The organism is Deltaproteobacteria bacterium (assembly GCA_016210005.1).
Lineage (GTDB): Bacteria > Desulfobacterota > Binatia > HRBIN30 > JACQVA1 > JACQVA1.
In genome coordinates this window covers 51333-76254 of sequence record JACQVA010000193.1, presented here as the reverse complement: position 1 = coordinate 76254, position 24922 = coordinate 51333, and the positions used below count along the sequence as shown (strand labels likewise).

The following is a 24922-nucleotide window of genomic DNA, read 5'->3' as shown; positions in this document are numbered from 1 at the left end:
TGGTTGCCGCCGGATGGCGGAAAGGCCTGCCTGCGCCGCGGCTTCGGCAGGCAGGCCCCGTTGAACTGAACCGCTGATCACCGACGGTGCTCCCCACGTGTTATGGGGATTGTAAGGCGATTAGGGGTTCGAGGGCAAGCGCGCGGGGTGCTCGAAGGCAGGGGCGATCGGGCGCATAGAGGCGACATCGGGCAGGGCGCCCGCAGACGCACGACGGCGCAACGGTCGCGGCGCGATCGTGAGGACGCAGGGAGTCGGTGGGTCGGAGTAGCCGCGGGTGATCATGACGTGTCGTGTGCAGTCGCCAGACTCTGTGGACCATCACGGCTGGTCGGGGGCCTGCACAGCAACGGAGGGTCTGATAGCGGATAGCGATGGAGGTCTGGACTGACGAGCGAGGGCTCGGAAGCTCCGGCAGCCCACTGAATCAACCTGTCTCGCTATCCAGACCTGACCCGCCCACCTCCTCCGCGCACGGCGACCAGCGCGTCGTCCGGCGGGATCGCGCGGTGACCGTGCACGGCACGGTTGCCGAGCGTGTTGATGACCCGCGCCTTGCTGAACACCGCCTCGCCCGCGGCCTGCTTGAAGCTCGGCTCGTGGATCAGCGCCGAGAGGTTGTCCTGATACGGCAACTTGAGCGCGGCGTCGTGCTTGTAAGCCCAGGCCACCGCCAGCTCGAGCGCGCGCCGCGCGTAGAAGCAGGCAGTGCGCGGGTCTGCGTGCACGGCGCCTTGTGCCCGGCCCGCCGCCTCGAACACGGCCGGCCACTCGCGCTGGAGAAAGGCGAAATGGCTCATGCCCGCGCTCCGCTTCTTGGCGGATGCCCATGTTTGCAGCAGCATTGCTTGGGGATTGCAACCAGCGACCCTTCAGTTGCAATCGCGTTATCGAGGAGAGGCTTGCAGATCAGTAAGTTACATGGGCCGGGTCGATTGCCGATTGCTGATCTCATGACAATGGCTCCTCGATGTTGCAATTCTCCGAACCAGCGCCGGGGAACCAGCGTGCCGCCTTGGTGGCGCCAACGCAGTGGACCAACCGTTCTTTGCGCAACTCCCGTAGTAATACCTGAATCTGGCTCCGCCCGAGCGCGGGCAGAACCTGGCGGAACTCGTCCATCTTGGCGCCTGCGGCAGCGTTGTCCTGGATATGTTTCAGCAGCAGCGCCTTGTTAGTTCCTCGATCGAGTCCCTTCGCGCGCGTATAGGCGCCCCTACTACCCAGGGCGGCATAGAGGTCGCGCGTCAGCAGGTATCGCGTGCCCCGACCACGCCCGATGGACTCCACCGCGCCAGCGGCGATCAGACCTGGCAAACAAGCCTTGAGATGATCGGGCAACGCCTGCTCGCGCCGCAGATGGTCGAGCGCGAGGAAGTCGTAGGTCGAGAATGCCTTGAGCTTCTCCTCACCCAGCCGCTCGATGAAACGCACGAACGCCGGGCTGGCGACTCAGCCGCACCTCGTGCGGCGACGTGCCTGCAAAGCTGGGTAGCGCCTTGCCCTGCCGGATCGCGCTTTCGAACATCAGGTTCATGCCCTGGCCCGAGCGTTCGATCAGCCCGCACTTCGCCAGCGCCTCGGCCAGCCGCCGATTACGCGGGTTCTGCTGGTCGAGGATGTTCACCGGGGTGATCCCCGCCGGCAGGCCGCCGGGGCTCACCACCTCCAGCCTCTGGGAATACTGTCGCACGAACACCGAACCGCCGAGCCGATAGTCCCGATGCGCCACGGCATTGAGCAGCGCTTCGCGCACCGACACTTCGTCGAAGGTGGGCAGTTCGACGCGGAACAATCCGTCCTGGTAGCTCTGCCTGTCGTTGCGCAGGTTGATCTTGTTCCAGAGGGCGTCGTGCCAGAGGAAAAAGCCCTCCCGGTACTCCTCGCGGTCTGCCGCAGGGCCGGACGCCTCGGAAGAGCGGTACTCGAACACCAGTTCGGCTTGCGCTAGCCAGCGCCCCAGCGCCGCGCGCGTGCCGAACAGGATCAGCGCCGCGAAGGTGATGCGTCCCTCCAGCAGCAGCTCGGCGTTGGCGAGCGTCTGCTCGTCGGTCCATCGCGTCTTGCGCTCGTCGCGCGTCTTGGCGGCCCACCGACCCCGAAACGCCGCGATCGCTTCCGGCGACAAGTCCCTGATGCCCGCGCCGGGACAGACCTCCGCCGAGAAATCGGGCCCCGTCTCGGCGAACATGGCCTTCAGTGCCGCATCACTCAGCCCGGTCAGTTCGTCGCCCGCCCGCTTGAGATACCGCCCGTCGATCTGCCAAGCCGTGCCCGGAAGTCGCGGCGGCACATGGACGACCAGCACGCGACCATCCGCTGTTCGCACTTCCTCCACCGGAATGCGATGCGAGAGCCGGTCGTGCAGACCGGCTTCCGTGCGCCCCGGCTCGGCGAACGCTGCCGTGGCGACGATCCGGCGTGGGCGCCGGTCGGTCACGCCCAGAATGATCTTGCCGCCGCCTTCGTTGGCCAGGGCCACGCAGTACTCGACCAGCTTGTCGAAGTGGTAGTTCTGCTTCGCCTCCTTGAACTCGAGGCGGACGCCTTCTGGCTCGGCGAGCCAGTACTGGAGTTGTTCGGCGGTGGTTTGCATGACGCCTCGTCAGCCGCCGCGGTACACAATATCGGCGTCGAGCGCGTTGCTCAGATACGGCGTGAAGCCCGCAAGCATGATGAAGCTGCCAACGGTGGAGGCTAACGGAGTGCCGCTCAGGCGCGGCGTGCTCTTCGCCGTCGCCTGGAGCGGCGGGTTCGGCTCACGCCGCCTGCTCCACACAGCGAACGGCTATCTGATCGGAGTCGCGGACGGGCCGCACATCGTCTGCGGATAGGGTGACGACCGCCTGCGTATTTCCTGATGCTCGCACGAACTCGACCTCGACGCCGTCCGGTTCATAGACTTCAACGACGGCGCCGAGGTCGCCGCGGCACAAACCGTGCTCGGGCAGGTCGCGGTCTAGTACGACGGTGTCGAGTAGCCGGTGTTTCATGTCTTCCCTCCCGGGAATGCGGTAACGAACCTTGGTGCTTCTTCTCCCCAGCGTATGATCCAGACCGTCACGACGGATGCTCGCTTTCCTGACGGCCCGCTCAGGCTACCATGCACTTCGTACTTCTGGCCATACTTGGTCTGCTCGCCCAGGGTCGCCTCTCCGGCAGCCGCAAGCCCTCGCAAGTCTGCTTCCAGTTGCTGCCATGCGCCAGCCGAATATCCCAGACTCTCGAAGAACATGGCCTTGAAGCGCCCGACCGGATGCTCGCGCGCGAGCAAGTAATCGCGAACCTTGGCAGGTTCAATGAGCGCTCTCTCCGCCGCTGGAAGGTTCACGTGTCAACTGTTGCACTTCAGAGTGCTCCCGTCGAGAAGCCGAGCCCCCTTCCTGCAAGCCGAACGCAAAGGGTTTTTCCGTCATCCGGCGCGACGCGGCGGTGCGCGAGATGGTGTGATGGCTGCCGCCGGATGGCGGAAAGGCCTGCCTGCGCCGCGGCTTCGGCAGGCAGGCCCCGTTGAGCCGAACCGCTGATCACCGACGGTGCGCCCCTCATGCTATGGGGGACTGTAAGGCGGTTAGGGGTTCGATGGCAAGCGCGCACTGCTTGTCCATAGCGCCAAACGCCAAACTGGATTCCCGCTTTCGCGGGAATGACGACCATAACACCGAACCACGTTACCCACAAATTTGTCGCGCACACAGGCGGGGGCGACCGGGCGCAGGGAGGCCGGATGAGGGCCACACTGGGGGTGACGAACGACGCGAACGCGGGCGACGGGGCTGGCATGCGGCGCACGGAGCCACGCACGGGCGCACGCGGACGCACGATGGACCGAACTGGGAGACCAACGACATCACGGAGATCGGGTCTTGTCTTGTTCTTGCCACAAGGCCCTCGTCCGTCCGCCCTGAGGAGGCGCGCAGCGCCGTCAACGGACCTGCTTGCGGAAAAAGGCGGTGGCCAGGCTCAGAATCACGACACCGTAGACCAACAGGATCGCCGCCTCGTCCTTCAACTCGGCCCAGCCGGAGCCCTTGAGAAAGATGCCGCGCACGATCGTGATGTAGTAGCGCAGCGGAATCACGTAGGTCAGCTTCTGCACCAGCGGCGGCATACTCGCGATCGGAAACATGAAGCCGGAGAAGAACAGGTTGGGCAGGATGATGAATTGCCCCGACATCGACGCCTGTTGCTGGGTGTTCGAGACGGCGGAGGCGACCAAGCCCATGCCGAGGCTGGTGAGGATGAACAGCCCGGTCAGGCCGAGCAATAATGGCACGCTGCCGGTGATCTCGACCTCGAACCAGAAGGTGCCCACCAGCATGACGATGGCGACGTTGATGTAGCCGAGGAAGATGAAGGGAATGGCCTTGCCGAGGATCAGCTCGTAGGAGCGGATCGGGGTGACGATCAGCTGCTCCATCGTGCCGCGCTCCTTTTCCTTCACGATCGCTACGGCCGTGAGGATCACCAGCGACTCCATCAGCAGCACGCAGATGATGCCCGGCACCATGTAGTTGACGCTGCGCAGTTCGGGGTTGAACCACACCCGCGGTTCCACCGCCACCAACGGATGGCGCAGCCGCCGCGCCGCGCCGTCGCCGCCGCCGAACTGGACGTCGACGGCCTGGGTGAGCGTGACTTGCTCGAGATACGAAGCGGCGATCATCGCGGTGTTGGAATTGCTGCCGTCCATCGCCGCCATGACCTCGGCCGGCTGTTGTCGCTTGAGCCGGGAGGCAAAGTCCGGCGGAATTGCCAGCACCACCTTGACCACCGCGCGATCGAGTAAGCGGTCGGCAGCGTTGACCCCGGGGCAGGCAGCGCGCACGCGGAAGTAGCCGCTGCGTTCGAGCTGCTCGACGTAGGCGCGGCTTTCGGCCGACTGGCTGTAGTCGCACACGGCCAGGTCGATGTTGTCGATGTCCGTGGCCACGACGTACCCGAAGATGAAGAGCTCCATCACCGGCATCAGCAGCACCAGCCCGAACATGCGCCGGTCGCGCCGGATCTGAATGATCTCCTTGCGCACGATCTGGAAGATGCGGGCGAGCGAGGCATGCATCGGCGCTACTCCAGCTTGCCGCGAAAGCGCGACGCGCTCAGCCACACGATGCCGAGGCCGAAGATGGCCAGGAACACGGCCTCGGGCCAGAGCTCGCCCAGGCCAATGCCCTTGAGGTAGATGCCGCGGATGGCGGTCATGAAATAACGGCCGGGGAAGAGATAGCTGACCGCCTGAATCACGATCGGCATGTTTTCTAGAGGAAAGACGAACCCCGACAACAGAATCGACGGCAGCAGCGACACGAACATGGCCGTGATCATGGCGTTGTGCATGTTGTCGGCGATGGTCGACACCAACACGCCCACCCCGAGCGAGCCCAACAGATAGAGCAGAGAGAACACCGCCAGCGGGAACAGGCTGCCCTTGATCGGCACGGCGAACAGCACGTAGCCGGCAACGATGATGATGACCAGGTCGATCAGTGCGATGGCGATGTAAGGCACGATCTTGCCGACCATCATCTCCAGCGGCCGGATCGGCGACACCAGAATCTGCTCCATGGTGCCGTGCTCCTTCTCCTTGACGATGCTGAGCGCGGTGAGGATGGCACCGACGATCATCATGATCATGCCGATCACGCCGGGAACGATGAAGTTCACGCTCTTCAACTCGGGGTTGTACCAAATGCGGCTCTTCACCTCGATCGGCGCCGCCAGGGCCGCGGCGGGGGCGATCCGGGCGGCGACGAAGCGGTTGATGATCGCCAGCGCATAGCCTTGCGCGATGGTGGCGGTGTTGGCGTCGGAGCCGTCGATCAGCACCTGCACCGCAGTCGAACTGCCGCCGCGCAAGCGGCCGGCGAAGTCGCGCGGAATCACCACGGCGGCCCGCGCCACGTCGTTGGTCAGATCGTACTCCACCTCGCGCTCGCTGCGCGCGAAACGCACCGCCCGGAAGTAGCCGGAGCGCACCAGCAGCTGCGTCAACTCGCGGCTCTCGGGCGTCTCGCTGTAGTCGAGGATGGTGAGCGGAACGTTGTCGACGTCGTAGCGGATGCCGTAGCCGTACATGACCAGCATGACGATCGGATAGAGCAGGGTGAGAATCAGACTGCGCCGGTCGCGCCGGATGTCGATGAACTCGCGCCGCATGATGGCACGGATGCAGCGCCGCGAGCGCTCGAAGCGGCCAAGGGCGCTCATGCCCGGCAGCTCCGAGCCACCCCCGGCGCCGCTGCCGTGTGCACTTGCGCTGGTCATTTCGGCGCACTCGCTTCGATGATCGCCACGAAGGCATCCTCGAGCGACGGTTCGATCCGTTGCAGCTGCTGCAACGCCACGCCGCACTGCTGCAGGCGCGCGCTGACCGCCGCGCGCGCGGCGGCTTCATCGTCGGCGACCAGGTGGAGGGCGTTGCCGAACAGCGCCACCCCGGCCAGCGCGGGCTCGGCCTTGAGCGCGCCGTAGGCGGCCATCAAGTCGCTGCACTCCAGCTCCAGCAGCGCGCGCGACATGTAGCGGCTCTTGAGCGCCGACGGGCTGCCGGTGGCGACCACCCGGCCGCCGTAAATCAGCGCCAGCTCGTCACAGTGCTCGGCTTCGTCCATGTAGTGGGTGGTGACGAAGACGGTGATGCCTTGATGCGCCAGCTCGCTGATCATCTCCCAGAAGTTGCGCCGCGAAGCCGGGTCCACGCCCGAGGTCGGCTCGTCGAGAAACAGGATGGGGGGTTCGTGCAACACCGCGCAGCCGAGGGCCAGGCGCTGGCGCCAGCCGCCGGCGAGGGCGGAGGTGAGCGCCTCATCGCGCCCCTTGAGGCCGGCCATCTCCAACGCCCAGGCGATGCGGGCGTCGCGCTGGCGCCCGCGCACGTTGTAGATGCCGGCGAAAAACTGCAAGTTCTCCAGCACGGTGAGGTCCTCGTAAAGCGAGAACTTCTGCGACATGTAGCCGATGCTGCTCTTCACCCGGTCGGTTTGCCGCGCGATGTCGAAGCCGCCGACGCTGGCGCGCCCGCCCGACGGCCGCAGGATGCCGCAGAGCATGCGGATGGTGGTCGACTTGCCCGCGCCGTTGGGCCCGAGAAAACCGAACACCTTGCCGGCCGCGACCTGCAAGTCGATGTGATCAACCGCAACGAAGCGGTCGAACACCCGCGTTAACCCCTCGGCCTCGACGGCGAACACCGGCATCGGCCGCCTCAGATCGGCCCCGCGCCGGCGGCGCCCGGCGTCGCCTCGGCCTGGCCGGTGTAGGCCAGGAACACGTCCTCGAGCGACGGCTCGCGCACCTGCCAGTGTTCAATCGCAATGCCCTCAGCCCGCACCCGGCGCACCAGCGCTTCGGCGTCGAGCCCGGCACGCGGCACGGTGAGGTGCAGGCGTTCGCCGAACAGCACCGTGTGCTCGAAGCCGGCAAGCCGGCGCAAGGCGTGGCGGGTCCGGCGCGGCTGGGCGCAGCGCAGATCGAGAATGACCACGCCGAGGTCGGCCTTCAGCTGCGCCGGCGGCCCGCAGGCGACCACCCGGCCGTCGAGCAGAAAGCCGACGCGACCGCAGCGCTCGGCCTCGTCCATGTACGGCGTCGACAGCAGAATGGTCGAGCCCTCTTGCAGCAGATCGTAAAGGATCAGCCAGAAGTCGCGCCGTGACAACGGGTCGACGCCGATGGTCGGCTCATCGAGCAGCAGGATGCGCGGCTGGTGGATGAGGCAAGTGGCGAGACTGAGCTTCTGCTTCATCCCGCCCGAGAGGTTGCGGGTCAGGCGATCCTGAAACGGCCCCAAGCGGCTGAACTCGAGCAGGCGGCCGATGCGCTGGCGCCGGACACTCGCGGCCACGCCCCAGACGTCGGCGACGTAGAGCAAATTCTCCATCACTGTGAGTGTCTCCGACAAGCTGAAGCGTTGCGACATGTAGCCGATGCGGCTCTTGACCACCGCCGGGGCACTGGCGACGTCGACGCCGTCGACCGCGGCGCGGCCGCCGCTGGGGCTCAGCAGGCAGGCCAACAGCCGCAAGAAGGTAGTCTTGCCGGCACCGTCGGGCCCGACCAGACCGAACAGCTCGCCCGGCTGCACTGACAGGTTGACGTCACGCAGGGCAGCGGTGCTGCCGTAGTGCTTGGCGAGGTGCTCGGCCTCAATCGCTGCGGCGCTCATCGCCGACACCAGTGCGGATACGGGCGTAGCCGACCGCGGGTTTCACTCGGGCGAGGCGGCCGCGTTCGGCGGCGGCGCCAACGGCAATACGGCATCGGCGGGCATGCCGGGCTTGAGCGCCTGCTCGCGGGCCTCGACTTCGACCTTGACGCGGTAGACGAGCTTGACCCGCTCGTCGGGCGTCTGGATGTTCTTGGGGGTGAACTCGGCGCGCTCGGAGATGAACGTCACCTTGCCGGCAAACGGCTGGCCGGGAAAGGAGTCGACGCTCACCTGCGCCGGCATGCCGAGCCAGACCTTGCCGAGATCGCGCTCGCCGACATAGACGTTGACCCAGGGGCGACTCAGGTCACCGAGAGTGACGATGGGCGTGCCCGGCTGCACCATTTCCCCGGGCTCGCGGCTCTTGCTCAGCACCCGCCCGGCCGCCGGCGCGTAGAGCTGACAGCGCGCGAGGTTGAGCTCGGCGAGCTCGATTTCTTTCTCGGCCACTTGCAGCCGGGCGCGGCCCTCCTCGATTTCCTCGGTGCGAAAGCCTTCGCGCAACAACTCGAGCTGGGCGCGCGCGCGGTCGTGGGCGGCCTGGGCGTTGGCCAGCGCGAGCGCGATGCGGTCGTACTCGGCCTGCGAAACCACCCCGCCGGCGTGCAGCTTGGCGACGCGCTCGTGCTCGCGCTGTTGCAGCTTGAGCGTGCTCCCGGCCGACTCCAGGGCCGCCAGCGCCTGATCTACGTCCTGGGCGCGCGCGCCCTTGAGCAGCAAGCGGTAGCGGGCGTCGGCCGCCGCTCGGGCGGCGCCGGCACGATCGACCAGCAGCCGGTACTCACGCTCGTCGAGGCGCGCCACCGGCTCGCCCTTGTCGAGCATCACACCCTCGTCGACAACACGCTCCAGCATTCGCCCCGGTACCTCGAAGGCGACATCGACCTGCGTAACCTCGATGATGCCGGAGCCGCGGATGGCGGCGTGGTTGAGCTCGTTGACCGCGTACCAGCGCCACAGCCCGGCACCGGCGGCCAGGAGCAGCACGACCAGCAGAACCCCAACGCGACTGCGCATGCGGACGACTCCAAGTAAGTGGTGCGAGCGCTAACCCAGCAAACGGGGTGCGTCCAAGACCAGCCTCAGTCTAACGGGCGTGACGATTCGATCAGCGGTGACCCGCCCGTGACTAGCGGCGTCGGGCCGAGGCGGGTCAGCTCGTTGAAAAAGGGCATCGGGTCCAGTGCGGCTTCAGGCGGCAGCACCCCGCGCTGGCGAATCTCACCGCGCAGGATCTTGAGCGCGGCGAGCGCGAGCGGCCGGCCGGTGCTGGTACCCATATCCGCCGCCGAGGTCGCCAGCTCGCAGGCATAACGTACGCGGCGGCCGGCTTTGCGGCCGTAAGCAACCACCCACAAACCGCTGGCCGGGCCGGCGTCGCCGCGTGCCAGCCAGCGCTCGGGTTCGGACATCACACCCGCGAGAAACGCCAGCGCGGCCGCGCGCGGGCTGATCCCGCCCGCGCTGACCCGCTGCGCCTGCTGGCGGGCGAGGTCATTGAGTTGCGGCGGAAACAGGCCGCCGAGATTGGCCACCGTGCGCACGCCGCTAATGAAGCGCGGCAGCGTCACCGGTTCAGGATGGCCGACATGGTAGAGCGTGCGCACCGCTCCGCCCGGCGTCGTTACCGCCAGGCCGGGCTCTTGCGCGTCGACTTCAACGGCGCGCCCGTCGCTGAAGGTGGGGAAGCGCCCGCTCCAGCTGTACATCAGATGTTCGAGCGCGGCGTTGACGTGCTCGCCGCCGTGGCCCTCGTCTTGCACTTCACCCTGCGCATCAGCCAGCCAGCAAGTCTGAATCTCGTCGACGGTGTCGAGCTGCGCCACCGCGTGCTTAGCCATCAGATTGGAAAGGCCGGGACTGGCGCCGATACCGACGATAGCAACGATGCCGGCGTTCTTGGCTGCCGAGTCCAACGCCAACACCTGATGCGTCGGGCGCCAGTCATCATTGATGTCGCAGTAGTTGCGCTCGGCACGGATGGCGGCACGGACGGCGGTGGCGCCGAACTTGAAGAACGGGCCGCAGGTGTTGATCACCAGGTGGCCCTCGGCCATCACCGCGGCGAGTTGATCCTCGCTGCCGGCGTCGACCGCGCGCGCCGAAGCCTTGGCGCCGATTTCGGCGGCCAACTGCTCGGCGGCCGCCAGGTCCTTGTCGGCGATGACTACGGCAGTCACCAGCTCACTGCCCGCCAAGGCGCGGACCGCCGGCCGGCCCATGTTCCCTGCTCCGCCCAATGCGATGACTCTCATCTCGGCATCTCCTGCTCAGATATTATGCTATGCCGCCAGGCCGCGGCGCATGATGTCGCGCATCACCGGCCAATGCTTCCAGGCCGCGAACTCCGGGTCGACCACCGCCTGCACCACCAGACCTTCGCCGAGGGCGGTGATCGCGGCGCTGACGGCCGGGGCGGGGAGCTTGCGGAGCTCGCCGCGGCTGATGCCGCGCCGCACCAGGCGGTTGAGCGTGTTGCGCGTACGGCGATAAACGGCCGCCAGGCGGGCGCGGCCGGCGGGATGATTGAAAAACTCGGCCCACGCCCGCAGCAGCTTGCGCTGCGATGACAGCCGCTCGATGACGATGTCGCCCTGCCGCTGAATCAGGTCCAACGTGTTGGCCGTGGCCGCGGCCTCTTGCTCCCAGGCCGCGAACACCTCTTCCACGATGGCGTCGAAGAGGGCCAGGAAGACCTCTTCCTTGCTGCCGAAGTGCCAGTAAAGGCTGCCCTTGGAGAGGCCGGCGGCGCGCACGATATCGTCCATGGTGGCGGCGTGGTAGCCCTTCTCGGCAATGCAGCGCTGTGCCGCGTGCAGGATTTGTGCGCGCCGAGTCGCGGGCGTGGCGTGGCGGCGAGAACGGGGGGCGGGCACCGGCATCGGCGGGAGTAAACCGACTAGTCGGTCTAGTGTCAAGTCCGGCGAATTGCCGGCCCGGCTTGCCAGGAGCCGTGGAACTCTCGTATCGTCCAGGTGTCGGAGGGTAACATGAGAGTTGTCGCCAACGGCATCGTGACACAGTACGTGATGGAGGGACCGGCGGGTGCCCCGGTGGTGACCTTGAGCCATTCGCTAGCGGCTAGTCTGGAGATGTGGGAACCGCAGATCCCGGCACTCGCTACCCGCTACCGCGTCCTGCGCTACGACACCCGCGGTCACGGCGGCAGTGAGGTGCCGCCCGGGCCGTACTCGCTCGAGGTGCTGGCGGACGACGCGCTCGGCCTGTTGGCGGCGTTGGGCGTGGAGCGCACGCATTTCGTCGGCTTGTCGATGGGCGGCATGATCGGCCAGGCCCTCGCACTCAAGCGGCCCGATGTCCTGGGCAGTCTCGTGCTCGCCGATACGTCCTGCCGCATACCGCCGGAGTCGGGCCCGCTCTGGGACGCGCGCATCGCGATGGCGGAGGGCCAGGGGATGGCGGCGCTGGCCGAGGGAACCCTCGAGCGTTGGTTCACCAGGCCGTTCATCGAACGGGCGCCCGAGGTTGTGGACCGCGTCCGCATGCTGGTCCGCACGACGCCGCCGCAGGGCTTCGCCGCTTGCAGCCAGGCGATCCGGGCGCTGGACTACGCGGCCCGCCTGCACGAGATCAGAGTTCCCACCTTGATCATCGTCGGCGCCGACGATCAAGGCACGCCCGTGGCCGCGTCCGAGCTGATGCACGCGGGGATCGCCGGCTCGCAGTTGGTGATCCTTGCTTCGGCCGCGCACCTCTCCAACATCGAGCAGGCCGAGCGCTTCAACCAAAGCGTGCTGGGCTTCCTCAGGTCCCTGTAGCCCCTGCTGCCGGCGATCCGTCTATCCTGCCGAGGTGAGACGGCGGCCGCAATTTCCCGAACATGCGGGCCAGAGCACGGCGGGGCGAGGGGCCTGACTGTTAGTCGGAGGGGTGTGCGTCAAATTCGTGGGTAACGTGGTTCGGTGTTATGGCCGTCATTCCCGCGAAAGCGGGAATCCAGTTTGGCGTTTGGCGCTATGGACAAGCAGTTCTGCGTTTACATCCTGGCCAGCAAACGGAACGGCACGCTGCACATTGGGGTGACCTCACAGCTGGCAACGCGGGTGTGGCAGCATAAGAACAAGGTAGTGGAGGGTTTTTCGGCCAAGTACGGCGTTGACAAGCTGGTCTACTACGAAGCGCAGAAAGGGTGCGCAGAGACCGCAATCGTGCGGGAGAAGCAGCTGAAGAAGCGGCGCCGCGCCTGGAAGATGACAAATTGCGTCCCTTTCGGCCATGGGCCTCGGCCTGACGGTACCCAGTACTGTCAGACTGGTGAGGATTTGCCCGGTCGGCTGCACGTTACCCACAGATTTGTCGCACACCCCACTACATGTGAGTCGTCGGGAGCGTTTGCCCTGGTGGCGCCGAGCGTAGTAGGTAGCGCCCAAATTAGCACCGATCGGCGCAAAGTCGGCGGGCGGATCGGCTTGGAAAAGGGGGAACATGCAGCGCTATATCGCGTTCGTGGTGCGCCACCGGCTGGCAGTGGTTGCGGCAGTACTCCTAGCCACGGCGGCTTTGGCAACGCAGCTTGGCCACCTGCATCTGGAGATCCGCCGCCGGGCGGTGATGCCCCAGGGGCATCCGTACGTCCAGATCCAGAACCGGATTTCTGACCTATTCGGGGGCGAGGCCATCGTCATCATCGGTGTCATTGCCAATCACGGCGACGTCTATACCGCTGAGATCTTGGCCAAGGTACACCGCATCACCGAGGGGCTGCGGCAAACGCCGGGGCTGATTGAAAGCAATCTGTTCGGGCTGGCGGCGCCCAACGTCAAGGCGGTCGTCGCCGGCGCCGACGGCATGATGGATGTTCACTCCCTGATGGAGACGGCGCCGACTACGACGGCTGAGATCGAGCAGCTTCGCGACAGCGTGCGCCGGGACTCGTTATTCCGCGGCAACCTGGTATCGCAGGACGAAACCGCCACCGTAATCGTGGCCGAGTTTGACGATCGGCTGGCCGATCCGGCGATTGCCAAACGGATCGATGAAATCGTCGGCCCGGAGCGCGACCAGACCGTGCACATCGCGTTGGCGGGTGCGCCGATCCTGCGCGCGGCGTTGGCCCGCTACACCGCCTTGATTGGACTGCTGTTCCCGCTGGCGGTGGTAGTGATCGGCCTGATTCACTACGAGGCGTTTCGGACTTTGCAGGCGATGTTCTTACCGCTGGTCACCGCCTTGCTCAGCGTCATCTGGGCGCTCGGAATCATGGGTGCGGTGGGCGAGCCGATGGACACCTGGAGCGCGGTGACACCGGTAGTGATCCTGGCGGTTGCCGCCGGTCACGCGGTGCAGATTCTCAAGCGCTATTACGAGGAGTATGCCCGGGTGGGCAACAGCGAGCAGGCGGTGATCCGCTCGCTGACTGCGGTCGGGCCGGTGATGCTCACCGCCGGCCTGATCGCCTCGGCGGGCTTTGCCTCGCTGATGTCGTTTGGGATTGCCAGCGTTCGCGTGTTCGGGCTGCTGATGGCTTCGGGCATTTTGAGTGCGCTGGTGATTGAGATGACTTTCACGCCGGCGTGCCGCGGGTTATTGCCGGCGCCCAAGCGCCGCGAGACGCAGCGCGAGGGCCAGTCGCACTGGCTCGATGGGGCGCTAGAAGGGCTGGCCGGCTTAGTGGTGAAGTGGCCGCGGCGGGTGTTGGCGGCGGCGGCGGCACTGGTGGTGGTGGCGCTAATCGGTGCGGCCACACTCCGTGCCGACAGCAGTTTCCGCTACTGGTTTTCACCCAACACCCAAGTGCGCCTGGACGATCGCCTGCTCAACGAGAAGCTGCCGGGCACCGCTTCGGCCCGCCTGCTGGTCGAGGGGCAGCGGGAGAATGCGCTGCTCGAACCGGCGGTGCTGAACGCCATCGATGATTTCGAGCGTTTCATGGCGGACGATCCGAATATCGGCGGCGTTACTTCGATAGTCGGCCATATCAAGCGCATGCACCAAGCGATGAATAACGGGGACCCGGCTTTCTATGCGATCCCCGACAACGCGCGCCTGATCGCGCAATACCTCTTCTTGTACAGCGCCGCCGCGGGGCCGGACGGCTTGAGCGCGTTCGTCGACGCGCACAACCAGCGCGCGGTGATCCGGGCGCTGAGCAAGAGCGACACCGCCGCCTACTGCCGCGATCTCATGCACCGGCTGCAAGCATACGCGGCGCAGCGGTTTCAAGGATTGCCGGTGACGGTGGGCATCGCCGGTGGCACGATCGGCATACAGACGGCGATGAACGATGTGGTGGTGCACGAAAAGATCGTCAACATGGCCCAAGTCAGCGCGATCATCTTCGTCCTGTCGGCGCTGGTGTTGCGCTCGCTGGTTGGGGGCTTCTTCGTCCTGATGCCCCTGGCCGTCGCGGTGGCGATCAACCTCGGGGTCATGGGCTGGTGGCAGGTCTGGCTCGACATGACCTCCGCGGCGATCACGGCGATGGGCGTGAGTATCGGCGCCGATTTTGCGATCTACCTGATCTTCCGCATCCGCGAGGAGTGGGCGGCGACGAACTCGCTCGAAGAGGCGATTCGCGCCAGCTTGCGCTCGTCCGGCAAAGCGATCTTCTTTGTCTCCTCGGCCGTGGCGTTGGGCTACTTGGTGCTACCGTTCTCGGGCTTCAGCCTTTGGGTCCGACTAGGCATCTTGACGGCCACGATAGTCTCAGTCAGCGCGCTGGCCACACTGACCCTAATTCCAGCCTTGGCGCTAGTGATGCGGCCGCGATTCCTGCAGCCGGCCGTAGAGCCCGCCACCGCCGAAGCCCCCGCCCAGCGGCTAGCGGTGGGCGAGGCGTAGGGTCAGGGCGGCTCGGGTTGAGTGCGTTTGTGGGCAGCGGCCACAACCCGTGGGGGAACGGGACGCGCCCCTCCAAATTGGACTTTCCGCCGCTCCAGAAACTTGCCGGCGCTCTCGTCTCAGAACTGAGAAGCATCTGACAGTCGCGCGGCGGGTTGCGGCGCGCGGCCATTTCCATGGCGTATGGCAGGAAACTTGCGGCCGTAGCGAGACGGAGGTGTTGCCAGTGCAAGTCGATACCTGGATGAGCCGCCGCGTGCACACCGTGAAGCCCCACGATACCATCGCCCACGCCCGCGCACTGATGGAAGCACACCGGATCAACCAGTTGCCGGTGGTCGTTGAAGGCAAGCTGGTCGGAATCATTACGGATCGTGATCTGCGAGACGCTTTCCCGTCGGTGTTCGATTCGCCCATCGAGGGCCGGCGCAAGCCTAAACCCCCCGGCAGCGACCCCGCCAAAATCCAGGTTGAAGCCGTAATGACCCCGCACGTGCTCACGCTCACCTCGAAGGACAACATCGTCGAGGCGGCCAGAATGATGCGGCGCGAGCGCGTCGGGGCGATTCCGGTGGTCGATCACGACCGCCTAGTTGGCATCCTCGCGCGTAGCGACGTGCTCGATGCGTTCGTCGCGTTGGCGGAGGCTGACCCCAAGCTCTCACCCGAGGGGGCTTGAGACTTTGTGCAAAGGAGCGTTGACCATGGCAAAGAAGGCTGAAGCAGCAGGTAAGCCGGAAGCCGCAAAGCCACCCGCAAAGAGCGTAGCGGTTACCCCAGTTCGCGTCTTGCCGCCCGCAGCGCCGGTGGAAAGCGAGTTCGACCGCATCTTTGATCGTATGCTCGATGACTTCCGCCACTTCTCCTTCCCGTCGTTGCTCGGTCCCGAGCGCTGGTGGCCGAGCCGCGCTCTGCGCATGCAGGTTCCGGCGGTCGACGTGTACGAGGACAAGGACGCCGTGGTGGTCAAGGCCGATCTCCCCGGCATGAGCAAGGACGAGATCGAGGTGAGCCTGACCGGCTCCGCGCTCACGCTCAAAGGCGAGAAGAGGAAGGCCGAGGAGATCAAAGACCACGACTACTACCGCAGCGAGCGCTCCTACGGCGCCTTCAGCCGTACGCTGGCGCTGCCCGCGGATATCAAGAGCGATCAGGTCACGGCATCCTTCAAGGACGGTGTGCTCGAGATCCGCCTGCCAAAGACCGAAGAAGCGAAAAAGAAACAGATCAAGGTGGCGGTGCAGTAGTCACGCTAAGGCGCTCCCGCTCAGCACCCTGGTCCACAGGCTCGGCGACGTATTCTCACCGGCGCGCAGCTGAGCGCTGCTTTGCCGGCTTTTTGCCGCTAGCACGCCGCGACTTCGCCTTGCTGCGGCCGGCGTGGCCAGCCGAGCCGGCGTCTGACCGTTGCACGGTGCCGGCACGGCCGCGTGCCCTCTTCGCCTTGCTGGTGCCGGGCTTTTCCTTCGCCGGCTTGCGCAGTTTGCCGGGCTGCTGCATGCAATCGCCGATGCGCACCGCATCGGCATCGAATTCGCGGGCGACCTCATCCACGGTCCGCCCCGCGGTGATGGCCTTGCGAATCTGCGCGCAGAGTTTGTCCCTCGCCCCGGACGGTGCGGGCGCCGATGCGATCAGCACACTCGCCGCCATCACGACCGCCCAGCTGCCGGCTGCTGCCTGCATGGATCACCTCCAAGCTTGTGTCAGTGACAGGTGTCGGTTATCACCGCTCGCGAGCCGGCGTCAATAAGCGGCAGGGGCTATGGGAGAATCCGGTATGATGAAGATGAAGATGATCCGCGCCGGCGCGTTGCTGGTGTTGCTGCTAAATGCTGTGCCGGCGGGCGCCGAAGAGGCCGTCCAGCTAGAAGAGGTGGTTGTCACCGCTACTCGCACGCGCGTGCGGCGCGAGGACGCGACCACCTCCGTGACCGTGATCAGCAGTGACGACATCGAACAACGCGGGCAGGTCAGCGCTGCCGAGGCGCTGCGCGGCGCGCCCGGGCTCGACCTGACGGAGTTCGGCTCTCCCGGCCGCAGTGCCTTTGCCTCCCTGCGCGGCGCGGCGCCGGATCAAGTGCTCGTGCTTCTCGACGGCGTTGCGGTCAACACTCCGACCGTCGGCCAGTTCGATTTCGCCGATCTGCCGGCCGACAACCTCGAGCGCATCGAAATCCTGCGCGGTGGCGGCGGCGGAGCGCTCTATGGCTCGCAGGCCGTCGGCGGGGTGATCAACATGGTCAGCCGGCGGGGCGAGGGACCGCTGCGGCTGACGCTCGACGGCGCCGGCGGCAGCGCGGCTACTCATTACGAGGTCGTATCAGTCAGCGGCGCCCGCGGGCCGCTGGCCGTCTCCGGCACCGTCTCGCACCGCGCCTCGGACGGCTTTCGTTCAGTCAACGACGACTACCGCAATCTCTCGACCGGCTGGCGCGCCGACGCCGAAGTACTGCCGGCGGCGGCGGTGCGCGCTTTCTTGCGCTACACGAGCACGAGCGCCGGCTTGAGCCAGTTCAACGTCGCCGAGCAACGCCTCGACGCCGATGCCCGCAGCCGTGCCGACTTCCTGCTGGCCAAAGGCGAGTGGGAGCAGTCGCTCTATGACAGCCTGACCTACCGCGCCGCACTCTCGCTGGTACGTCACAACCTGCGTTACCGCGACGACGAGGTCGATGACGACGGCGAGATCGAGCCCGTGGTCATCGCCCACCTACCGCAGCAGCAACTCGCCGCCGAGACCCAGTTGGATTACCACTGGCGTGAGTTCGCCCTGACCACCGTCGGTGTCAGCTTCAGCGAGCAGTCGGCGCGCATCTTCAAGCAAGAGACCGAGGAAGAAGACGGCGAGATCGAGCAGGAGATCGAGCGCTTCGCCGCTAACCGCTCCAACGCCGGCGCGTACGCGCAGCAACAGCTGCGCTTGCTTGACGACACGCTGCTCGGCACCGGCGGGCTGCGCGCCGACCACTATGATCATTTCGGCGATCAGCTCACTTTTTGCGGTTCCGCCGCGTACCATCTGCGCGCTACCGGCACGCGCTTGCGCGCCGGCTACGCCGAGGGCTTCCGGGCGCCGACCTTCGATGAGTTGTTCGAGCCCGAGCTCGGCGATCCGAACCTGGAAGCCGAAGAGAGCTGGGAGATCAGCGCGGGCTTGACCCAAGACTTGTTGGATTCGCGCCTGCGTCTCGAACCGACCTACTTCTACCGTGAGGTCAGCAACTTCATTGAGGAGCTCGCCGACCAACTGCCGGGGCCGATCGCCGGAGTGCCCGAAGGACTAGGTGCGCGCAACCTCAACGCCCGCTTTCAGGGGCTCGAACTCAGCGCCGAGGCCCGGCCGTGGACCTGGCTGACGCTGTCAGCCTCCTACGCCTACCTCAACTTCGCCGCCCAAACCGGCGGGTTGCTCAATCGCCCGCGCCACCGCGGCACCGTCAGCGCGCGGAGTACGCGCGAGCACTGGTTCACCGCCGGCGATCAGGCGGGTGCGACGGTGCAGCTCTATGCCGTCGGCCGGCGCGCCAGCGCGGATCCGGCACAGGGTTTCGCAGCTTCCGAGATCGGCGGTTACGCCCGTGCCGATCTCTCACTCTCGTACCGTTTTGCGGGAAGCCTCGCCCCCCTCACCGTGCACGCCAGCGTCCGCAACCTGCTCAATCGCGACTACGCCGAGTCGATCGCGTTTCCGGCACCGCCGGCGCATTTCCTCATCGGCGTGCGTTACAAATTGTAGGCCGGCGACGTGCCCGCCGGGCTCCCGCTACGAGCCCAGCGGGTCACAGGGCGCGGCGGCGCCGAACGGCAGCTCGCGCGGGCCGCCGGCGTCGCAGGTGCCGTCGCAGAAGTTGACGATTTCGCCGCCCGGTTGCAGGAAGTGCAAGAGCTGCTCGATCGAGGCCGGAATGAATCCGCGCAGGCCGTGCGGGTCGCAAGGATTGGGTTCCGGCTGCAAGTTGGCCAGCGGCGGAACGAACGGGGCGTGCTCGGGATTGCTCAGATCGAATGAGCCGGTATCGTACACCACCAGCGCCGATGGCAGCGGACCCGGGCGGTCCGGAATCTGCGCCAGGTCGTGCATCAGCGACCCTGCCAGATTGGGCAGCGCGAGCGTGCGCGCAGCTACCTCGGTGCCGGCGTTCGACACCTGCTGGTCGAGCCACGCCATCGTCATCAAGATGTTCTTGGCATTGGTGCCGGGCAGCGGGTTGGTGGTGATGTGGGTGGCGTAGGCCGCCGACTCACCCCGCACCCACAGCTCGTGAATCAACCCGATGCCGAGCGCCGTCTGCATCGGGTCGGTGATGCCGGTGAGCTTCAAGGCCAGCTCGAACTCGAGGAACGGCGTCGCCCGTTGCAGCAGGAGGGAAAAATTGATCGCCGGCACGTCGACATTGGCGCTGGTGATATCGGGCGACAGCGCGGCGAACATCAGCCCCATGATCCCGCCCAAGCTGGCCCCGAAATAGTATGCCTCCTGCTCCGGCCCGGCCAAGACGCCCACTCCCGCCGGTGTGCGAAAGGCGGGGTCAACATGGAAGGCGGCCGTCTTCAGCATGCGCGCTAACACCAGGGTATTGAGTTGGCCCTGGCGCAGACGATCGGCGAGCGCGGCGATGTTCTGCAGCTTGAAGACGATCTGGCTGACGATGAAGCTGCTCATCGAGCCTTCGAGGTCGGGCGCCGACAGGCCGCGCCAGTCGGTGGCGCCGGCGATGTAGTCGATGCCGTCGAGGTGCGGGTCGTTGACCAGCCCTTCGATCATACCGCGCCCGTCGCCAAACAGGCCGTGACCGAGAATCAACGGGTGTTTGGGCGTGCCGCCGCCGGCCAGCGCAGCGCACGGGATGGCGATGGTGAACGGCGGCGCGGTGAAGCCGTTGGCCACCGGAGTGCCGCCCGCGGATACGTTCAACACTCCGGGTGTTACCGGATGCGCCACCGGGTCGGAAGTGAGAAACAGCGGTACCTGATAGCTCCCCTCCACCTGGCGCCAGACCCTCGCTCCCGGCTGACTGCAATCGTTCTCGATCAGGTTTTCGACGGTGAAAGTGGCATGGCCAGCGGTGGTCTCGCCGTCGAGCCAGGCGAAGGCCTGATCGCGCATCGCCAGCATCTGGGCGGTGAGGCCGTGCTCGCTTTGCACGACGAAATCGAAGGCCAGCACCAGGCCGGCGCGGTCGATGCCGTTGCTGCCCAGCAGCGCGAACAGCTCCTCGAAGTGATCGCGCCGGGAGGCGACGGCGGCGATATCCGTCGGCCGCCGATCGCGCAGGGCGGCAAACACCGGCTCGGCTTGCACCGGCGAGCCGTCGGGGTGGCGTAGGTTGCGCGCGGCCACAAGGTAACGATGCCCGGGCGTCAAGCTCTTCCCGGGTCGCAGGAAGAGGACTTGCCGGCCGGGATCGTCCGCGGCGCGCGCGTCCGTTTCGGCGAAGTGCAAGATGCGCTCACCGCTGTCGGCGTCGAGCAGCACCGTCGGGCTGTCGAGGTCGAGTGAGCGCAGGTCGTAGGTGCGGGTGCCGGAATGTAAGCGGGCGGCGTTGGAGGCAACCACGTCAACGCCGCCCGGGAAGTGCATTAGAATCTGCACGGTGGGGCTGAAGCCGTCGAGCACGCTGTAGGCCTCGGGCGGCAGGCGCCGGCCGTTTTGCATCGGCATGCCGGCGGCCGGGAAATCTATACGGTAGCCGGTAGGGGTGTCGGCGGGCGCGAGAAAGCGTGCCGAAGGGTAGGGCAGCAGGCACTCGGCGTCGTTGAGCACCTCGCACTGGTCGGGGTGGTTGAGCGAGATGGTTTCGAACGACACCTGGGCGTGCAGCATTGCACCGCCGGCGCGCATCTGGGCGCTGAGCTGGTGATGGCCGGGGGCGACATTGACCAGGTTGGCGTGGGCCTCGCCGTTCTCGACGTGGACCCCGCTGACGAGAACGCCGTCTACGCTGAGTTGCAGGCTGCCGGCGGTTGCATTCGCCGGGAGCCTGAGCACCACCGACACCGCCCCGGCCAGTGACAGCTGCTGGTCGGCCGGCGCGGTGAAACTCAGCGCTGCGGGCGCGCCACTTGGCACCGTGCCGCCGCAGCCGCTCGCCAGCGCCAGCGCTGCCAGCAGCGCCGACCGCCTCAGCCACATAGAGCGCAACACCGACTTACACCGCACGTGCTGTACCTCCCGTGGCGCGGTTCTACGTGCTTGCCGCCCGCTTGCCAAGGGCGTACCGGGGCCTCAGCGGAAGATGCGCAGCAGCGGCTGGAGTACTCCGAAGAGGCCGCCCATGCCGGGAAAGTTGGCCGCCAGCAGACCGAGGATGGGCACCACCGCGTAGGTCACGATGCGGCCGACGAAAGTGGCGTCAAAGGTCACCTGATTAACATCGGTGTGGCTGAGGCGGCTGAGCAGCTCGTTGCGATCGACTTGCACCACCACTACCACCACCGCGAGCACGAAGGCGAGGATGACGACCCAAGTGAACACCATCAGCAGCCGTTGAGGCTCGAACGGGTAGGAGCTGACGGTTGCCAGCATGAGCAGCACGCCGGCCATGAGGAAGAGCACGAGCATGCGCAGGTGGGAGAAGACGTAGCCGATGAACACCACCACTTGCAGCACCACGAAGTCCTCAGCCACCAGTAGCCAAGCCGCCTGGCGCCGCCGAAAGGCGTCCTCTGCCTTGGTACTCGCCGCGGCCGCGGCGCTTGACGGGGTTCGCGCCGGCTTTCTCAGCGGCCCGTTCCGCCAGAACTCGTTGAGCAGCCAGGTCGCGATCTGCGCCGCCCGCGACAGGCCGCGCTGGGTATCGCTCCCCCCGGCCGCCACCGCTGTCCCGCACGCCGCGCTGCGCTCGAGCTCGCCGGCGAAGCGGGTCGCCACAACGGCAGCATCGCCGCCGTCGCCGAAGAGGCGCATGTCGTCGTCGCGCTGGCCGGTGGCGACGGTCTTGAACTGCTCGACCAGTTGCAGCCAGCGCTCGACCGCCAACTCGCGCTCGACCGCCGTCGGCAAGTAGGCATAGAAGCGCCCGCGTAGCTTGGTCGCCAGGCGTTTCGGCAAGCGGTTGTAAGCGTCCACCATCGGATGCCAGGCCAAGCGGCGCAGGCAGCGCCGCGTCTGGTGCCACAACATCAGGAAGCGCATAAACGCCCACACCACCAGCAGTTGGCCTATGACAAAAGCGGCGCCGAACAGGCCATCGAACAGCGGCCCCTCGAACGACGGGAGAAAACGCAGCCACAGCCACGACGCCGGCAAGACGCTTGCGACCAGTAGTATCACCGCCATGGCCCGGCCGATGCCGGTGATCGGGTGGTCGATCAGCCGCATCACCCGCTCTTCCAACGTTGCCATCCCGGCGCCCGCCAGGCCATCGCCACCCGCCAGCGGGTTGGGTGCCCGGTGCGCCTGCGACAGGCGCAACCGGCGCAAATTACACACGCTCCAGAGGTAGAACAGTGCGCCGAGGAACAGCACCGGGGGTAGCGGGGAAAGACCCGCGGCCAGGTTCGTTACTCGCGCATAGCGCAGAATCAACGCGCTCGGTTCCCCTGCGAGACTAAGCGGCCACCATTGCCACGCGCCCAGCAGGACGACCAACGGCCAGCCCCACACGGCCACGACCGCGGCCTGCGCGGTGAAACACACGATGACAAACAACCGCTGGCGCCACGCCCAGGGCCGGCCGCCGGCCGGCTGAAAGATCTCGAAAAGCTGCCACGGATTGCTCAGCTCGGCGGCGGGAGTGGCCCATAATCTCACCTTCAGCCAGCCCGCCACATGGGCGGCGCAGAACAAGCAAAGGAGAGTGAGCATGAACAGCCACAGGCCCGAGTATCCCAGCTCGGTGCTCAAGCTGCGCTCAGCGCCGCCGTCTTCGTCGGCCGGTACCGGCGCCGCAAAGACGAAGTCGGCAGCGCACTGCTTATCCCCCTCCGGGCACTTATCCGGCTTCACCGCGAGCGGCCACATCCCGCCGCGGCCCACCGCGCTCAGCCAAATCGGTGGCCGGCTCTGGCGCACCGCGCTGCGATCGGCAAACGGCATGGCGTAGTCGATCAGGCGCTTGGCCAGCTTACTCTCGCCCTCCTTCAGCTCGTTAGCTCGGGCGGCGGCCTGCTCGTCCAGCTGCGTCCGCGCGCCTCGTTGGAGGAGCTGTTGCCGTTCTTGGTGCAGCACTTGCCACTCGCGTTCGTCTTTGGCCAGCAGCGCCACGGTGGCGTTGTACGCCCCCTCGGCGGCATCGCTGCCGAATTGCAGGCGCCGGCGGTTCTTGGCCAGCAGGCGGCTCCAGCGCTGATTGTCGCCTAACAGCGGATAAGTCGACACCACGATCATGCCCTCGAGGTCGTGATTGTGGATCGGGTGAGTGTAGAGCAGATCGCTAGCGAAGGTGAACAGTCTGACATCCGGGCAGTACTTGCGCACTTGACCGGCGAGAAAGAGGGTGTCGCGCACGTCGGTGGCGAACAGGCCGACGTAGCTGATGCCTTCGCGCGCGATGCTGGCCAGCACATTGGCGAGCAGCATCTCGTCGGTGCGGCTGCTCAGCTTCGGGGCCAACGCCGGCACCAGGTCGCGCGCCTGATCGCTGTCTTGCATTGACAGCTCCAGCGCCGGGCGCTGCCCGTCTTCGATGGTTTGCGGAGCCTTCTTGGTAGCTGCGCGTACGCGCTCGGCTTCACTGCGCACGTGCGAGATGTGCATCGGGAAATTGATCACCAGCCATTCCCGCCCCGCGCTTTGACCGACGTTGCCGATCACCGTACGCCCGTAAACGGTGTTGCCTTCGGTAAGCACCGCGATCGGTTCGGATGGCGGCACCCCGATTTCCTCCAAGTAGTCCTCCAAAGCCGCGCGCATCATCGTCTTCGACGCCACCGTGGTCTGGAAGGTCAGGAGCGGACCAAAGCCGTCATCGCTCGCCAACGCCGTCTCCAGTAGCTGTTTGCTCTCGCCGTTGGTGACCCCGCCCGAGATGATGCGCAGCAACGGCGCCGCGGCGCTGCGGGTGGCCAAGGCCGCTTTGTCGTCACTCCACCAGCGTTGCAACGCCAGCCGCAGCGAGTGCACTGAGCCGTCGAAGGTCGGGCCCAGTATCCGCAGCGGCGGCTTCCAGCCGGCCTCGAGGATGTCGTCGAGCGCACGCCGCAGCGCCGCCTTGTGAATGCCCGAGGTCGGCGTCTCGCCGACCAGGAACAGCACCAGCATCCGTTTGCCGTCTTTGCTGCGGAACAAGACAATGCCCGGTGCTTGCTGGTGCGCCGGCGCGCAGCAGCCGCTGTGGGCGGCGTCGCAGCCCGTCTTGCTGCCTTCTACTTGCCAGGGGATGGCGTAACGATCGATGAAGTAGTCGCCCTCGATTGCGCGCTGAATGGCATCGAGCTGGGCATCGAACAGCCAGCCGGCGTGGGCGTCGAGCGGATCGGGTACCAAGGCGATGAGAAACTCGCGCGTCGTTGCCGTGCCGGCTCCCGCCCGCACCAGCAAGCTATCGAGTTCACCGCAGTCGGGGGCAACAGTGGCGCTAGAGCCCGCTGCCGGCGCCGGGGTTGCCACTGTCGTCAGCGCGGCCGCCGCGCTGGCCGCAGGTTGTTCGGTCGAGTCGGGCGGCGATTGCGTGTAGACCACGCCGCCGAACATCAGTAGCAGCACGACCAACAACACACTGTTGGTGTCTCTCATCTTGCGAGGCCCGCCTCAATCGCCGCAATCACTATCTAGAGTGCCAGCGTTGCCTAGACCGCTTGGCACTGGCTTGTCAACCGCGGCGATTGCCAGCCAGCTGCCGGGGTGTGCGACAAATCTGTGGGTAACGTGCAGCCGACCGGGCAAATCCTCACCAGTCTGACAGTACGGTGTACTGTCAGGCCGAGGCCCATGGCCGAAAGAAACGACCATAACACCGAACCACGTTACCC

The 24922-nt window shown here is 66.3% G+C and carries 17 protein-coding genes and 2 pseudogenes; 5 read left to right on the top strand and 14 right to left on the bottom strand.

The genetic code is table 11. The annotated features are described in order from the left end of the window. Window positions 1–470: 470 nt before the first annotated feature. The 11 genes and pseudogenes from HY699_18920 to HY699_18870 form a co-directional block, all read right to left on the bottom strand. A pseudogene (locus HY699_18920) lies at window positions 471–800 on the bottom strand (DUF4145 domain-containing protein). Window positions 801–951: 151 nt separating this feature from the next. Continuing rightward, window positions 952–2596 (bottom strand): annotated as a pseudogene (locus HY699_18915) (putative DNA binding domain-containing protein). A gap of 163 nt (window positions 2597–2759) precedes the next feature. Further along, on the bottom strand, window positions 2760–2993 hold the full coding sequence (locus HY699_18910) for a DUF4926 domain-containing protein (protein MBI4517883.1): 234 nt from the start codon (window positions 2991–2993) through the stop codon (window positions 2760–2762). Then, entirely contained in the window at window positions 2990–3331 is a 342-nt protein-coding gene (locus HY699_18905; GenBank protein MBI4517882.1) for an adhesin, read from the bottom strand. The genes HY699_18910 and HY699_18905 overlap by 4 nt, the downstream gene beginning before the upstream one ends. A gap of 594 nt (window positions 3332–3925) precedes the next feature. After that, window positions 3926–5062, bottom strand: a complete 1137-nt coding sequence (locus HY699_18900) for an ABC transporter permease (GenBank protein MBI4517881.1) — start codon at window positions 5060–5062, stop codon at window positions 3926–3928. Window positions 5063–5067: 5 nt separating this feature from the next. Continuing rightward, window positions 5068–6264 (bottom strand): ABC transporter permease, encoded by a 1197-nt coding sequence (locus HY699_18895; protein MBI4517880.1) that lies wholly within the window; start codon window positions 6262–6264, stop codon window positions 5068–5070. Further along, window positions 6261–7196, bottom strand: coding sequence for an ABC transporter ATP-binding protein (locus tag HY699_18890; protein MBI4517879.1), 936 nt, complete (start codon window positions 7194–7196; stop codon window positions 6261–6263). Before HY699_18890 ends, HY699_18895 begins: the two co-directional genes overlap by 4 nt. An 8-nt stretch (window positions 7197–7204) precedes the next feature. After that, complete coding sequence (locus HY699_18885) at window positions 7205–8164, bottom strand: ABC transporter ATP-binding protein (protein MBI4517878.1); 960 nt, start codon at window positions 8162–8164, stop codon at window positions 7205–7207. 42 nt (window positions 8165–8206) lie between these two features. Further along, a complete protein-coding gene (locus tag HY699_18880; protein MBI4517877.1) occupies window positions 8207–9223 on the bottom strand; it encodes an efflux RND transporter periplasmic adaptor subunit in 1017 nt (338 codons plus the stop codon). A 65-nt stretch (window positions 9224–9288) separates the two neighbouring features. Further along, window positions 9289–10461 carry a saccharopine dehydrogenase NADP-binding domain-containing protein gene (locus HY699_18875; GenBank protein MBI4517876.1) on the bottom strand — a complete coding sequence of 391 codons (1173 nt, stop codon included), beginning with the start codon at window positions 10459–10461 and terminating at the stop codon, window positions 9289–9291. 27 nt (window positions 10462–10488) lie between these two features. Continuing rightward, window positions 10489–11088: a TetR/AcrR family transcriptional regulator gene (locus tag HY699_18870; protein MBI4517875.1), complete on the bottom strand. Its 600-nt coding sequence runs from the start codon at window positions 11086–11088 to the stop codon at window positions 10489–10491. Window positions 11089–11196: 108 nt separating this feature from the next. Here HY699_18870 and pcaD point away from each other — a divergent pair, with 108 nt between their 5' ends. The 4 genes from pcaD (at window position 11197) to HY699_18850 (ending at window position 16254) form a co-directional block, all read left to right on the top strand. Continuing rightward, entirely contained in the window at window positions 11197–11985 is a 789-nt protein-coding gene (gene pcaD, locus HY699_18865) for a 3-oxoadipate enol-lactonase (GenBank protein MBI4517874.1), read from the top strand. Window positions 11986–12652: 667 nt separating this feature from the next. Beyond that, on the top strand, window positions 12653–15007 hold the full coding sequence (locus HY699_18860) for an MMPL family transporter (GenBank protein ID MBI4517873.1): 2355 nt from the start codon (window positions 12653–12655) through the stop codon (window positions 15005–15007). A 226-nt stretch (window positions 15008–15233) separates the two neighbouring features. Then, on the top strand, window positions 15234–15686 hold the full coding sequence (locus tag HY699_18855) for a CBS domain-containing protein (GenBank protein ID MBI4517872.1): 453 nt from the start codon (window positions 15234–15236) through the stop codon (window positions 15684–15686). Window positions 15687–15711: 25 nt separating this feature from the next. Continuing rightward, a complete protein-coding gene (locus tag HY699_18850) occupies window positions 15712–16254 on the top strand; it encodes an Hsp20/alpha crystallin family protein (protein MBI4517871.1) in 543 nt (180 codons plus the stop codon). Between the two features lie 55 nt (window positions 16255–16309). Here HY699_18850 and HY699_18845 read toward each other — a convergent pair whose 3' ends face one another. Next, window positions 16310–16693 (bottom strand): hypothetical protein, encoded by a 384-nt coding sequence (locus HY699_18845; protein MBI4517870.1) that lies wholly within the window; start codon window positions 16691–16693, stop codon window positions 16310–16312. A gap of 94 nt (window positions 16694–16787) precedes the next feature. Between HY699_18845 and HY699_18840 the strand changes: the two genes are divergently transcribed. Then, complete coding sequence (locus tag HY699_18840) at window positions 16788–18746, top strand: TonB-dependent receptor (GenBank protein MBI4517869.1); 1959 nt, start codon at window positions 16788–16790, stop codon at window positions 18744–18746. Between the two features lie 27 nt (window positions 18747–18773). On the opposite strand, the gene HY699_18835 is transcribed toward HY699_18840, so the two are convergent. Both HY699_18835 and HY699_18830 read right to left on the bottom strand, forming a co-directional pair. Next, the gene (locus HY699_18835; protein MBI4517868.1) at window positions 18774–21143 is read right to left on the bottom strand and encodes a hypothetical protein; all 2370 of its coding nucleotides are present in this window, start codon (window positions 21141–21143) and stop codon (window positions 18774–18776) included. A gap of 93 nt (window positions 21144–21236) precedes the next feature. After that, window positions 21237–24686 (bottom strand): hypothetical protein, encoded by a 3450-nt coding sequence (locus HY699_18830; protein ID MBI4517867.1) that lies wholly within the window; start codon window positions 24684–24686, stop codon window positions 21237–21239. Between the last annotated feature and the right edge of the window lie 236 nt (window positions 24687–24922).